We start from the raw sequence: 13,743 nt of genomic DNA on the forward strand, positions 1-13,743 counted from the left end.
CCGAATGCGCTGGAGAAGGAGAGCGGTGAAAAGCCCCGTGTCAGCCGTTGCTGGCGAGCACGGAAAGCTTGCGCACATTGCTGGTGCTTTCCTTGTCGAGCAGGCGTGTCGGATAATCGCCGGTGAAATAGTGGTCGGTGAACTGCGGCTGCGCATTGTCGCGCGGCGCGCCGCCGACGGCGCGGTAGAGACCGTCGATCGACAGGAATTCCAGCGAATCGGCACCGATGAAATCGCACATCGCCTTCAGGCTGCCGTACTGGTTAGCGAGCAGCTTGTCGGCGTCCGGCGTGTCGATGCCGTAGAAATCCGGATGGTAGATCATCGGGCTGGCGACGCGGATATGCACTTCGCGAGCGCCGGCATCGCGGATCATCTGCACGATCTTGACCGATGTTGTGCCGCGCACGATGGAGTCATCCACCAGCACGACGCGCTTGCCTTCGATGATGGCCCGATTGGCGGAGTGCTTCAGCTTGACGCCGAAGGCACGAATCTGCTGCGTCGGCTCGATGAAGGTGCGGCCAACATAGTGGTTGCGGATGATGCCGAGTTCGAAGGGAATGCCACTTGCCTGTGCATAGCCGATCGCCGCCGGCGTGCCGCCATCCGGCACCGGCACGACGACATCGGCCTCGATGGGCGCTTCCTTGGCAAGATTGATGCCCATATTCTTGCGGGCGACGTAAACGTTGCGGCCGCCAACCACGGAATCGGGACGGGCGAAATAGACATATTCGAACAGGCAGAGGCGTTCAGGCTGGGAAACGTCGGGCTTGCGGGCATCGATGGTGATCGATCCGTCCGACTGGATCTCGCAGATGATGACTTCGCCATTTTCCACGTCGCGAACGTATTTGGCGCCGATAATATCGAGCGCGCAGGTTTCGGAGCAGAAGATCGGCTTGCCGTCGAGTTCGCCCATCACCAGCGGCCGGATGCCGATCGGGTCGCGCGCCGCAATCAGCTTGGTGCGCGTCATGGCGAGCATCGAATAGCCGCCTTCCATCTGGCGGATCGCGTCGATGAAGCGATCGGAGGAGGAGGGATGCTTGGAGCGGGCGATGAGATGGAGAACGACTTCCGTGTCGGACGTCGACTGACAGATGGCGCCGTCGGCGATCAACTGACGGCGCATCGTCAGGCCGTTGGTGAAATTGCCGTTGTGAGCGATGGCGATGCCGCCGACTTCCAGTTCGGCAAACAGCGGCTGCACGTTGCGCAGGATCGTCTCGCCCGTCGTCGAATAACGCACATGTCCGATCGAACGGTCGCCGGGCAGGCGGGCGAGGGTGGCGGGATCGGTATAATGGTCGCCGACAAGGCCCATGCGCCGCTCGGAATGAAAGCGCTGGCCATCGAAGGAGACGATACCGGCCGCTTCCTGGCCGCGATGCTGCAAGGCATGCAGGCCGAGCGCCGTCAGCGTCGCGGCGTCGGGATGGCCGAGAATGCCGAATACACCGCACTCCTCATGCAGGGTGTCGCCGTCGATATCATCCTCGATGGAAAGGGAATGGTTCATGGCTGCAGGCCTTTGCTCTCAACATGGGACGGGTCAGGGCGGCGTCGCGACTGAATGCAAAAATAACTGAAAATCCGGCCGGAAAGAATATCCGGCCGGATTTTCGGATTTCGTGCCGCTCACATGGCGATTATCGCTCTGCGGGTCAAGCCTGTAAACGCACTGTTAATTGTTCGTCTGCGGCGCAGGCGCGTCATCGGAGGGCGCGGTATCGTTCGTTGAGCCATCCTGCGGCTGCGATTGTTGCTGCTGCTGGTTCGGCGCGATCTTGTTGATGATCTCGGCGGGAAGCATCGCCTGAATGTTTTCCGGAAGCGCCGATTTGAGCTTTTCGACCATCGAATCGAGGAAAGGCTTCGACTTGGCGTTGTTGACCCAATCCGGACGTGCGGCCGGCGCAACCAACCAGTTCCAGAAGGCCACGACGACGACCATCAGCAGCAGGCCGCGGGCGGCGCCGAAGAGAAAGCCGAGCGTACGATCCAGCGCGCCGATGCGGCTGTCGATGATGAAGTCGGCGATCCTGATGGTGATGAAGGAAATGATGATCAGTGCGATCAGGAAGATGACGGCAGCAGACGCAACGGTCGCGATGCGGGTGTCCGCCGTATAGTGCAGCGCATAGGGCACCAGCAGCGAATAGAGATAATAGGCGGCGACGGCCGAGCCGCCCCAACTGACGATCGAGAGAATTTCGCGGGAAAAGCCGCGGACCATGGCCAGAACGGCGGAGAACAAAATAACGCCGATAACAATACCGTCAAAAATCGTAATGGGCATGTATAATCCACTCCAAGACTTGCCATGCCAAGCATGGCTGCCATCGGCCTCAAATATGTGCCTCTCTCCCCGTCAAGAACGGTTTAAGGAAGGCTCAGTCTTCGTCTTCTGCACGCTTGAGCGCGCCCCTCGATCCGGCTATGCGCACCACCAGATCCGGCAGGCTTTCGATCTCGTTCCAGCGCCCGCCATTGCCTTTCGGCAGGTCGGAGGAGGCGGTGGGGAGAAGCGCTGCAGAAAATCCCAGCTTCTCGGCTTCCTTGAGGCGCTGAGCGGTGTGCGCAACCGGCCGGACGGCGCCCGACAGGCTGACTTCGCCGAAATAGACGCAATCTGCCGGAAGGGCAAGACCAGCCAGGGATGAAACCAGTGCAGAGGCGACCGCAAGGTCCGCAGCCGGCTCGGAAATGCGATAACCGCCGGCAATATTGAGATAAACGTCGTGCTGACCGAGCCGAACACCGCAATGCGCTTCCAGAACCGCGAGAATCATCGACAGCCTCGCCGAATCCCAGCCGACCACAGCGCGACGCGGCGTGCCGAGCGATGTCGGGGCAACGAGCGCCTGCACTTCGACCAGCACAGGCCGGGTGCCTTCCATGCCGGCAAAGACGGCCGCGCCCGGCGATTTGGAATTGCGCTCGCCGAGGAAGAGTTCGGACGGATTGGCCACTTCCCGCAGGCCCTTGTCGGACATTTCGAAGACGCCGATCTCGTCGGTCGGGCCAAAGCGATTCTTCACCGTGCGCAGGATGCGGTAGTGATGGCCGCGATCTCCCTCGAAATAGAGAACGGCGTCGACCATATGTTCGACGACGCGCGGGCCGGCGATCTGGCCGTCCTTGGTGACGTGGCCGACCAGCACCATTGCCGCGCCCGTCTGCTTGGCGAAGCGGATCATCGCCTGCACGCCGGTGCGCACCTGCGTCACCGTCCCGGGCGCCGATTCGGCAAGCTCGCTCCATAGCGTCTGGATGGAATCGATGATGACGAGGTCCGGCCGCTTGCCTTCGGCGAGCGTTGCGAGGATGTCCTCGACATTGGTTTCGGCGGCGAGCATCACATCCGTATTGGCAGCGCTCAGCCGCTGGGCGCGAAGCCGAACCTGCGCCACCGCCTCTTCGCCGGAGACGTAGACGATCTTGTGGCCTCTTCGGGAAAGGGCAGCGGCCGCCTGCATCAAGAGCGTCGACTTGCCGATGCCGGGATCGCCGCCGACGAGCACTGCCGAGCCGCGCACGAAACCGCCGCCGGTCGCCCGATCGAGTTCGGAGATGCCGGTGTGAATGCGCGGTGCTTCCTCGATCTCGCCCGACAGCGCCGTCAGCGTTACTGGACGCCCCTTCTTCGGCACCTTGGCGGGACCACCGCCGATGCCGCCCATCGGGTCTTCCTCGACGATGGTGTTCCATTCGCCACAACCATCGCATTTGCCTGCCCAGCGGTTATGGACCGTGCCGCAGTTCTGGCAGATGAATTGTGTACGGGCTTTTGCCATCAGATGCTGTTCTCAATGTCCTGTGCTTCGCAGTGCGAAGCGAATCGCGGCTGGCTGTCAGATAATGTCTTTCGCGTCAGATCAAAACTAATGATTTCCGCATCAACGGCGATTGTGTCAGCCTTTATGCTGGGTTTTCGATCGATGGTGACGGATGTTCGATTATACGCTTGCACATTGGGTCGCGTTTCTTTCGGCCGCCGTTCTGCTCAATCTGTCGCCGGGACCGGATATTGCCTTCATTCTCGGTCACACGATCAGAAGCGGCATACGCTCCGGCTTTGCCGCGCTGTTCGGCATATGGAGCGGCGCCTGCGTCCATGTTCTGATGGCCGCAGCCGGGCTATCGGCGATATTGGCGGCCTCGGCCATCGCGTTTTCGGCGGTAAAATGGGCCGGCGCGGCCTATCTCATCTGGCTTGGGATACAGGCGCTGCGCTCGAAGGGCGAAGGCGCCTGGATCAAGGAGGCCGGAAGGGCAGTGCCCTGGAGCCGCATCTATCGGCAAGGCATCCTGGTGTCGCTGCTCAATCCGAAGGTGGCCATCTTCTTTCTCGCTTTCCTGCCGCAGTTCGTCGTTGAAGGGGCAGGCCCGGTCTGGGCGCAGCTCTTGCTCCACGGCAGCCTCATCATAGTAGTCGCCGCCTTCATCGAACCGCCGCTCATTCTTCTCGGAGGTCGCCTTGCCGAGGCACTACGGCGCAATCGAAACGCGGGCCTGTGGCTGGACCGGGGGCTTGGAACATTGTTTGTAGCCCTGGGTGTCCGCTTGGCAGTCAGCGCGCGTTAGGCGGCGGTGATGCGCTCCTACTCGTCGGCCTCGTCAAAGATGTAGCGCCGCTCATGTCGCAACCCCAAGCCGGTCAGCATCTCGTAGCTGATCGTCCCGGCCGCGCGGGCAGCGTCGTCAACGGGGATATTCTTGCCGAAGAGCTCGATATAGTCACCGGCGCGGACCAGTTTTTCGGGGACGTCGGTCACGTCGAAGATTGTCAGATCCATGGTGATGCGGCCGGCAACGGGCACCTCGTAGCCGGCGATGAATCCGTTGCCGCCGGCAATTCCGGTCTGGCGCAGCGGCACGCCGTCATTCGACTGGCTGCGCATGTAACCATCGGCATAGCCGGCCGAAACAATGGCGAGGCGGCTGTCGCGCGTCAGCTTCAACGCCCCGCCGTAGCTGACGGTCTCGCCGGCTTTGGCGGAGCGGGTCTGGATGATTCTCGCCTCTGCCGTGGCGACCGGTCGCATCGGATTGGCCATATTGCCGACCGCCTGGCCGCCATAGATGGCAATGCCGGGACGGGTAAGGTCGAAATGATATTCGGAGCCGAGGAAGATACCGGCGGAATTGGCGAGGCTCGCCTCGATGCCTTCGAAGGCGGCGCTGACCTTGCGGAACGCTTCGAGCTGCTGCCTGTTCATAGCGTGTGCCGGGTCGTCGCCGCAGGCGAGGTGGCTCATCACCAGAACAGGCGCAAAACTCGCCGGGCGAGAGACGTCGTTGGCGAGCGCGATCGCATCCTCTACCTGCAGTCCCAGCCGGTTGAAGCCGGTATCGACCTGCAGCGCGCAAGGGTGATCGCCATGGTCGGCCAGCACCGACATCCAGAAGGTCAATTGCTCTTCGGAAGCAATGACGGGCACTAGATCGTTTTCGAAAAACTGCCGCTCTGTCCCCGGCCAGATACCGCTGAGCACGAAAATCCGGGCATCCGGGGCGTAGAGCCGGAGTGTGGCGCCTTCCTCGGCGGTGGCGACGAAGAAATCACGGGCGCCGGCGAGATAAAGTGCCTCGCCGACATCTTCGATCCCCAGACCATAAGCGTCGGCCTTCACCGCGGCACCGGTGCGGGCCCTGCCGGAACGGCGGGCCATGTCACGCCAGTTCTCGACGAGGGCGCCCAAATCGACCGTCAGCCGAAGGCCGGCGGAGGCGAAAGCGTCGATGTCTTCGAAATTATCTGTCATGGAGCCGCCTAAAAAAGGGCCGGAGGGATGCTGCTCCGGCCAGAATAGTGATCATCGATGGAAAGAGAAAGTGCTGCAGTGCACATATGCGCCGCAGGCAGCCTTCATCAGTGCTCTTCATATTGCAGGAAGGACGAGTCCGCGAGATCGGCGAAGCGCGTGAACTCCGACTGGAAGGCGAGCTTCACGGTGCCGGTCGGTCCGTGACGCTGCTTGGCGATGATGACGTCGGCCGTACCTTTCACCTTGTCGAACAGGGCTTCCCATTCCGCATATTTCGGGTCGGCCGGATCGCGCGGTTCGGAGTTCTTGACGTAATATTCCTCACGGAACACGAAGAGCACCACGTCGGCGTCCTGCTCGATCGAACCGGATTCGCGCAGGTCCGAGAGCTGCGGACGCTTATCGTCACGGCTTTCGACGGCACGCGAGAGCTGGGAGAGCGCGATGATCGGAACGTTCAGCTCCTTGCCGAGCGCCTTCAGGCCGGTGGTGATCTGGGTGATTTCCTGGACGCGGTTCTCGTTCGATTTGCCGGAGCCGGTCATGAGCTGAACGTAGTCCACCACCAGAACGTCGAGGCCGCGCTGGCGCTTCAGGCGCCGTGCACGCGCGGAAAGCTGAGCAATGGAGATGCCGCCGGTCTGGTCGATATAGAGCGGCACCTTCTGCATCATCATCGAGCAGGCAACCAGCTTTTCGAAATCGGCATCGTTGATGTCGCCGCGACGGATCTTCGATGAGGAGACTTCCGTCTGCTCGGAAATGATACGGGTGGCGAGCTGTTCGGACGACATTTCCAGCGAATAAAAGCCGACGACGCCGCCGTTCTTCGCCTTGGTGGAGCCATCCGACTGCACTTCGCCTTCATAGGCGGCGGCGATATTATAGGCGATATTGGTGGCGAGCGAGGTCTTGCCCATGCCGGGACGGCCGGCGAGGATGATCAAGTCCGAACGCTGCAGGCCGCCCATCTTGCTGTCGAGCGAGTGAATGCCGGTGGAAATGCCGGATAGACCCCCGTCGCGCTCCTTGGCGACGGCCGCCATGTCGATCGCCAGCGCAACGGCATCGTTGAAGGCCTGGAAGCCGCCGTCGTAGCGGCCGTTTTCCGCAAGTTCGAACAGCCGGCGCTCCGTATCCTCGATCTGCGTCTGCGGCGGCATATCGAGCGGGGCGTCAAAGGCGATGTTGACCATATCCTCGCCGATAGTGATCAGCGCGCGGCGCAGCGCCAGATCGTAGATGGCGCGGCCATAGTCCTCGGCATTGATGATCGAGACGGCTTCGGTCGCGAGACGGGCGAGATATTGCGCCACCGTCATGTCGCCGACCTTCTCTTCGGCCGGAAGGAAGGTCTTGATCGTCACCGGATTGGCGGTCTTGCCCATGCGAATGATGTCGCCCGCCACCTCGAAGATCTTCCGGTGCAGCGGCTCGTAGAGATGAATGGGTTTCAGGAAGTCGGAGACACGGTAATAGGCGTCATTGTTGACGAGGATCGCGCCGAGCAGCGCCTGTTCCGCCTCGATATTGTTGGGCGCTTCGCGGTAATGCGGTTCGGCAGGAGCAATGGCGGCGATCTTGCGCGCGGCTTCGTTCATTTTCCGTCTCTTCGTATTCTTGAGTGCCGACTGGTTTGCGACGATCCGGCGTCACGGTCAATTGCGGAAGGGTAGTGACATGTCGCGGGGCGCTGGTTCGTCCGAGCTATTCACGTTGTTCCACTCATCCACAGGGACAAACGCTCCGCACTAAAAAAACCCGTTGTCGCCGCTTTGCAACGCAATGTCCGACACGCGAATCACATACAAAACGTTCATGGGTGATTTTAGCCTGATCTGTCCCGGCTGACATCCGGCAGGCGGCAATCGTGCTTGAAAAGCTGTGAGAACCCCGCTATTTCGTTGAAATAGGGTAGGATACTAATAGTATAAAGTAGCAATAATGTCTGGTGCGCCATCACGCCGAGAACTATTCGACGAGCTTTCTGCTTTCAATCGAAAGCTGAGGGCGGCGTTCGACAGCCTGGTGCGCGAGCACGGGATGACATTGGCCCGCGCCCGGGTTTTCCATAAGCTTTCCAAGCGCGATGGCATCAATCAGCGCGAACTCGCCGATGAGCTGGAGCTTGAGACCCCAACCTTGGTGCGTATCCTCGACGCCATGGAGGCGCAGAGCTTCATCGAGCGCCGTGCGGTGCAGTCGGACCGCCGCGCCAAGCAGATATTCATGACCGAATCCGGAAAAGTGGTGGCGGCCGAAGTTGAGGCTCTTGCCACCAGCGTACGTGCGGATATCCTTCAGGGGATTTCGGACGATGATGTCGGCATGGCCCTCAAGGTCATCCGCGCCATGACCGCCAATCTGCAGAATGTGGGTAAGTCATGAGGTAGTGTATGAGCGGTGACCCAGGCCCGATCAATGCGGAAGCCAACACCGCCGCGCCTGCTGCCCCACCGCCCGTGCCGCGCTGGAAGGTGCCGCTTTATATCGGCGCTTCCGTCATGTTCTTCCTGACGCAGGGCCTCGGTCTTAATCTCGCCTTCGCCAATCTCACGCAGATCCAGGGCACCATCGCCGCCACGACCACCGAATCCGCGTGGCTGTCGGCTGCCTATATGGCGCCGAATGTCAGCCTCGCCATCGCGTTGGTGAAGATCCGTCTGCAATACGGCGTGCGCAATTTCGCCGAGGTCAGCATTCTCGGCTTCGTCGTCGCCTCGCTGCTCAATCTCTTCGTCTCCGACCTGCATTCGGCCATCGTCGTCCGCTTCCTGAGCGGCATTGCCGGCGCGCCGCTCTCGACGCTCGGCTTTCTCTATATGCTGGAGGCTTTCGAACCGGCCAAGAAGCTGACGATCGGCGTCAGCCTGGCGATGACGAATACGCTTCTGGCAGCACCCATCACTCGTCTCGTCTCGCCGTCGCTCCTCGATTACGGCGAATGGCGCGGGCTCTACACGCTGGAAATGGCACTGGCGCTGCTGGTGATGCCGATCATCTATCTGCTGCCGCTGACGCCGCCGCCGCGGATGAAAGTGATCGTCTTTGGGGACATCATCAGTTATCTGCTGGTTGCGGTCGCCTTTGGCTCACTGGCCATCGTTCTTTCCGTCGGGCGGCTTTATTGGTGGCTGGAAGTGCCTTGGCTCGGCGTATTGCTGGCCGTCAGCATCGCCACATTGACGCTCGCCATCGTCATCGAATTGCGCAGGCCGACGCCTCTGATCGATGTTCGCTGGCTACTTTGCCCGGAGATATTGCACCTGACCGGCATTCTCCTGGTCTTCCGCATGATTGCTGCGGAGCAGACCTCGGTCATCATGACCTTCTATCAGAATGCCGTCGGCCTGCTCTACGATCAGCTTGCGATGCTCTATTGGATCATCTTGGCTTTTTCGGTCATCGGCGGCCTCATCTGCACGGTACTGATGAGCTATGGCCTGAGTTGGCAGATCCAGTTTGTCGCCCTCGTCATGATGGGGGCGGGTTCCTTCATGGATTCGCAGGTCACCACGCTGACCCGGCCGGAACAGATGTATCTCAGCCAGGCGCTGGTGGCGGCCGGCGCCGCTCTTTTCCTGCCGCCGTCCATGTCCCAGGGGTTCAAGGCCGCCTTTTCCAAGGGCGCCCCCTATCTGGTGACCTTCTTCGTCGTCTTCACCTTCACCCAAAGCATCGGCGGCCTGATCGGCTCTGCCTTCTACAGCACGCTGATCACCATCCGTGAAAAATTCCATTCCGCCGTCCTGACGGAACATGTGCTGCTGACCAACCCCGATGTCGCCCATCGCGTCAGCCAGCTCTCTTCATCTTACGGCAGGGTGATTGGCGACAGCACGCTTTTGAAGGGCGAGGGGTTGGCGCTACTTGGCGCACAGGTCACCCGCGAGGCCAATACGCTCGCCTATAGCGATGCCTTCTTCGTCGCCGGTGTCATCGCGGTCGTGTCGCTTGCTGGACTTTCGCTGCATGTATTCTACCGTTTCATCAAGGCACGGCTCGCCGAGGATCGGCCGCAAACCATGACTTCCAACCCGTGAGGATATGAAATAGCTCCATGTCGAGGCTCGTTCGCTCCCCCATCGAAGTTATCGCCGTCCTCGCCGGTGTCGGCGGCGTCATGCTCGTGCTCTATGCCTGGCACCTGCCGCCTTTCCAAAGCTCTGTCGAGACGACGGACGATGCCTATGTCAGAGGCTATGTCACGACCATCAGCCCACAGGTCAGCGGCTACATTACCGACGTGCCGGTCAGGGACTATAAGCTCGTTAAGCAAGGCGACGTGCTGACCAAGATCGACGATCGCATCTATCAGCAGAAGGTGGCGCAGGCGCGGGCGACGCTGGACGGTCAAAAGGCAGCACTTGCCAATTCGCGACAGCAGGAACAGGCGGCCCGTGCCGGCATCGCCTCTAGCGAAGCGCAGATCGACAGCGCCAACGCTGCGCTGAAGCGCGCCCAGCTTGCCTGGGATCGTGTGGCGACACTGGTCGCCAAGGGCGTATCGACCGCCAGCGATTCCGAGCAGGCGCAGGCGACGTTGGAACAGGCGAAGGCTGCGGTCAATCAGGCGAAGGCCGGCCTCGACGTATCGCAGCAAAACCTGACGACGATCATCGTCAACCGGGCCTCGCTGGAGGCCGGCGTCAGCGGCGCGGAAGCGGCCGTGCAGCTTGCCGATATCGATCTGGAAAATGCAACGATCACCGCGCCGCGCGATGGCCGTATCGGGGAAGTCGGCGTTCGCCTCGGCCAATATGTGACGCCCGGAACCCAGCTCATGGGTCTGGTCCCCAAGGACGTCTGGGTCATCGCCAATTTCAAGGAAACGCAGCTCGACGGCATGAAGGTCGGCCAGCCCGTGACGATCTCCGTCGACGCGCTCGGTCACCGCGAGCTCAAGGGTCATATCCAGCGCTTCTCGCCGGCGGCGGGCTCGGAATTCGCCGTCATCAGACCCGACAATGCCACGGGCAATTTCACCAAAGTGGCGCAGCGCGTCGGCGTACGCGTCAAGATCGACGAAAATCAGCCGGAGGCGCAAGATCTTGCGCCCGGCATGTCGGTGGTCGTCTCCGTCGACAAGGATTCGGCACCGTTGCAGGATACTGCAGCGAATTGAGACGGCAGATGCGTCGCTAAGCCTTGTGGTCAAATAAAAAGCCTGGGTCGCGAGACCCAGGCTTTCTCATGTTCGCAGTCGATGCGACAGCTTGAATCAAGCTTCGTCTTCGGCGTTGCCGTCAGCTTCCGGATCGAAGAAGTCTTCCGGACGCAGGGCATCTTCGTCGACGCCGTAGATGGCATCAGCGGAGGTGAGGGTTTCGCCCTTGGCCTGACGCTCGGCTTCTTCAGCGGAACGGGCAACGTTGAACTCGACGGTGATTTCGACTTCGGCGTGAAGCGCGATGGCAACATTGTGCAGACCGATAGCCTTGATCGGCGTGTTCAGGTGAACCTGGTTGCGACCGATGTTGAAGCCTTCGGCGGCCAGGATTTCAACGACGTCACGAGCGGCGACCGAACCGTACAGCTGGCCGGTTTCGCCAGCCGAGCGAACTACGATGAAGGACTTGCCGCCGAGAACGTCGGCAACCTTCTGGGCTTCGCTGCGGCGCTCCAAGTTGCGGGCTTCCAGGGTTGCGCGTTCGGCTTCGAAGCGAGCCTTATTGGCGGGGTTGGCGCGCAGCGCCTTGCCGAGCGGCAGCAGGTAGTTACGGGCAAAGCCGTCGCGAACCTTGACCACTTCGCCCATCTGGCCGAGCTTGGAGATGCGCTCGAGGAGAATGACTTCCATTTTGTTGTTCCTTTCTGATGTCAGATTTTCGTGTTTGTTGGTTTGGATGTATCGGCATTCTTGTTCGGGGTCAGCGATATCGCCTTGCGAGTATCGTAGAGGCCGAGAACAAGGATGATGAAGAGCGGTAGCGTCAGCAGGAATGACGCCAGATAGCAGAGGAAGAGCACGGGTATGCGCCAGTCCTTGCCGCGCGTGCGAAAATGCAACGATGAGAAGCCGGAAATGAGGAAGCCAGCACCGAAAGCACCGAGGATGGCGGCGGCGATCAGGCCAATCACGCCGCCGAAGAATATCGCGACGATCGCTACGAGAAAGACAAAGATCGCGTTGCGATTCATGCGCAATGATGAGGGGATATCCTCCCGCGGGCGCAGATTATGCTTTGAAGCTGCAACGATGCGGATCGCCACATAATAGGCGGCAAGTAGCATCATGACCCAGATCATGCCCCACGCGATCGGGATCGTGTAAAGCATCAGCGACTTCATCTTTGCGATCGCAATCGGATCGAGCTGAAGATCGGGGGACTGTTGGTTCACCGCGCCGACATAGGCGTCGACAACCTGGCCGACCAGATCGGCATTGTAGCCCATGATCGCGCCGACGATGACGACGGTCGCCGCCGTGAGGCCGCAGAGATGCAGCATGATGTCGGAGAGCGGATACCAAGCCATCAGGTGGTCTGGGCCGCCGAGTTCGGAAGCCGGACGCGCCAAATTGGCGAGATGGCTGAGCCAGGCCGGTATCAGCGTCATGACGAGCGTAAATATGCCGAAATATACCGACTGCCAGATGGCGCCGATGACACTCGCCACCACAACGGCGGTGATGACGGCCGCGTTACCCCAGCCAAGACCGACAATCAGGATCGGGAGCGCGGAAAGAGCGCCGAAGAGAATGAACAGCAATGGCTGAGCCGTCGCGCCATACACAAGTAGGGCGGCGGTAAGACCGGCGAGGGCGCCGATGGCCAGCACTTTCGGGTTCATCTGTTGCACGTCGCTGTCCTGCTTCGCATCGAGCAGTTAGAGGATGCTTCCGACACTCCGGTCTGAAAGCCGTCCCCAACATGGGGTTTTAAGGTTCCGATCCGCGCCCATCGCGAAAGGGAGAAGGGAAGGCATCGCTGCCTTCCCTCAATTCATTCGTGCAGCGCCGGCGCGATTAAGCGACGACGTAGGGCAGCAGGCCGAGGAAACGGGCGCGCTTGATCGCCTGGGCGAGTTCGCGCTGCTTCTTCTGGGAAACGGCCGTGATGCGGGACGGAACGATCTTGCCACGCTCGGAAATGTAGCGCTGCAGGAGACGGACGTCCTTGTAGTCGATGCGCGGCGCATTGGCGCCCGAGAACGGGCAGGTCTTGCGGCGGCGATGGAACGGACGACGGACCGGTGCGGAGGAAACTTCAGACATTCTCAAATCTCCTTAAACGCGGTCTTCGCGCGGACGGCGCGGACGGTCTTCGCGGTCACCACGATCCGGGCGCGGACCACGATCGCCGAAGCTGCGCTCCGGACGGTCACCATCGCGGCGCGGACGGTCGTCACGGTCGCGCTTCTGCATCATGGCCGACGGGCCTTCTTCGTGCTTCTCGACAGCGATCGTCATGTAGCGCAGGACGTCTTCGCTGATGCGCATCTGGCGTTCCATTTCCTGGATCGCAGCGGCCGGTGCATCGATGTCCATCAGGGCGTAGTGAGCCTTGCGGTTCTTCTTGATGCGGTAGGTGAGGGACTTGAGGCCCCAGTTTTCGATACGCCCGACTTTACCGCCGTTAGCTTCGATAACACCCTTGTACTGTTCTACGAGGGCGTCGACCTGCTGAGCGGAAATATCCTGCCGGGCAAGGAATACATGTTCGTAAAGAGCCATGGATAGCTTTGCCTTTCTTGCGTTGGTCTGAACCCGATATTCGGCGGCTAAGCCTCAACGACTGCTCCTGAGAGGGAAGACCCCAAGCAAGAAAAGCGTTTCCGAGACGGTCGAGAGCGGAGACACGGGAGGCTGGAACACTTCCGTTCCGAACGATTTTCAGCGAAGAAAACCGGCCCTCCGTTCAGCCACCAGCCAGAAGACCGGGTTGCGAACAGGGCGGCTTATACGGATTTTTGCGGGAAAGGCAAGGGGCGAAATTGCGCCGTCCGACAGCGGACGCCCTTGCCC

13 protein-coding genes are annotated in these 13,743 nt (G+C 60.8%); 4 read left to right on the forward strand and 9 right to left on the reverse strand.

All coding sequences use genetic code 11. The features are described 5' to 3' along the window. Nucleotides 1-40: 40 nt before the first annotated feature. The 3 genes from purF to radA all read right to left on the reverse strand — a co-directional run bounded on the left by purF (nt 41) and on the right by radA (nt 3,803). Complete coding sequence (gene purF / locus PH547_RS09405) at nt 41-1,525, reverse strand: amidophosphoribosyltransferase (RefSeq protein WP_104822543.1); 1,485 nt, start codon at nt 1,523-1,525, stop codon at nt 41-43. A gap of 165 nt (nt 1,526-1,690) precedes the next feature. Next, nucleotides 1,691-2,305, reverse strand: coding sequence for a CvpA family protein (locus PH547_RS09410; RefSeq protein ID WP_104822544.1), 615 nt, complete (start codon nt 2,303-2,305; stop codon nt 1,691-1,693). A gap of 94 nt (nt 2,306-2,399) precedes the next feature. After that, nucleotides 2,400-3,803, reverse strand: coding sequence for a DNA repair protein RadA (radA, locus tag PH547_RS09415; RefSeq protein ID WP_104822545.1), 1,404 nt, complete (start codon nt 3,801-3,803; stop codon nt 2,400-2,402). A gap of 154 nt (nt 3,804-3,957) precedes the next feature. On the opposite strand from radA, the gene PH547_RS09420 reads away from it, so the two are divergent. Further along, nucleotides 3,958-4,593, forward strand: coding sequence for a LysE family translocator (locus PH547_RS09420; RefSeq protein WP_104822546.1), 636 nt, complete (start codon nt 3,958-3,960; stop codon nt 4,591-4,593). A 17-nt stretch (nt 4,594-4,610) separates the two neighbouring features. Here the strand turns inward: PH547_RS09420 and alr are convergent, their stop codons facing one another. Both alr and PH547_RS09430 read right to left on the reverse strand, forming a co-directional pair. After that, the gene (gene alr, locus PH547_RS09425; protein WP_285168133.1) at nt 4,611-5,774 is read right to left on the reverse strand and encodes an alanine racemase; all 1,164 of its coding nucleotides are present in this window, start codon (nt 5,772-5,774) and stop codon (nt 4,611-4,613) included. 107 nt (nt 5,775-5,881) lie between these two features. Further along, entirely contained in the window at nt 5,882-7,378 is a 1,497-nt protein-coding gene (locus PH547_RS09430) for a replicative DNA helicase (protein WP_283049783.1), read from the reverse strand. A gap of 343 nt (nt 7,379-7,721) precedes the next feature. Between PH547_RS09430 and PH547_RS09435 the strand changes: the two genes are divergently transcribed. The 3 genes from PH547_RS09435 to PH547_RS09445 are packed head-to-tail and all read left to right on the forward strand — an operon-like array spanning nt 7,722 to nt 10,902. After that, nucleotides 7,722-8,165, forward strand: coding sequence for a MarR family winged helix-turn-helix transcriptional regulator (locus PH547_RS09435; protein ID WP_104822549.1), 444 nt, complete (start codon nt 7,722-7,724; stop codon nt 8,163-8,165). Nucleotides 8,166-8,173: 8 nt separating this feature from the next. Then, nucleotides 8,174-9,820, forward strand: a complete 1,647-nt coding sequence (locus tag PH547_RS09440) for an MFS transporter (RefSeq protein WP_285168134.1) — start codon at nt 8,174-8,176, stop codon at nt 9,818-9,820. A gap of 17 nt (nt 9,821-9,837) precedes the next feature. Continuing rightward, a complete protein-coding gene (locus PH547_RS09445) occupies nt 9,838-10,902 on the forward strand; it encodes an HlyD family secretion protein (protein WP_285168135.1) in 1,065 nt (354 codons plus the stop codon). A 96-nt stretch (nt 10,903-10,998) separates the two neighbouring features. Here the strand turns inward: PH547_RS09445 and rplI are convergent, their stop codons facing one another. From rplI to rpsF, 4 genes are all read right to left on the reverse strand, one after another. Next, nucleotides 10,999-11,577: a 50S ribosomal protein L9 gene (gene rplI, locus PH547_RS09450; RefSeq protein WP_104822552.1), complete on the reverse strand. Its 579-nt coding sequence runs from the start codon at nt 11,575-11,577 to the stop codon at nt 10,999-11,001. Between the two features lie 20 nt (nt 11,578-11,597). Then, the gene (locus PH547_RS09455; RefSeq protein WP_104822553.1) at nt 11,598-12,578 is read right to left on the reverse strand and encodes a DUF2232 domain-containing protein; all 981 of its coding nucleotides are present in this window, start codon (nt 12,576-12,578) and stop codon (nt 11,598-11,600) included. 166 nt (nt 12,579-12,744) lie between these two features. Further along, nucleotides 12,745-12,993, reverse strand: coding sequence for a 30S ribosomal protein S18 (gene rpsR, locus PH547_RS09460; protein ID WP_004122103.1), 249 nt, complete (start codon nt 12,991-12,993; stop codon nt 12,745-12,747). Nucleotides 12,994-13,005: 12 nt separating this feature from the next. Further along, nucleotides 13,006-13,452, reverse strand: a complete 447-nt coding sequence (rpsF, locus tag PH547_RS09465) for a 30S ribosomal protein S6 (protein WP_028753379.1) — start codon at nt 13,450-13,452, stop codon at nt 13,006-13,008. Between the last annotated feature and the right edge of the window lie 291 nt (nt 13,453-13,743).

Source organism: Rhizobium cerradonense (assembly GCF_030182455.1).
Classification (GTDB): domain Bacteria; phylum Pseudomonadota; class Alphaproteobacteria; order Rhizobiales; family Rhizobiaceae; genus Rhizobium.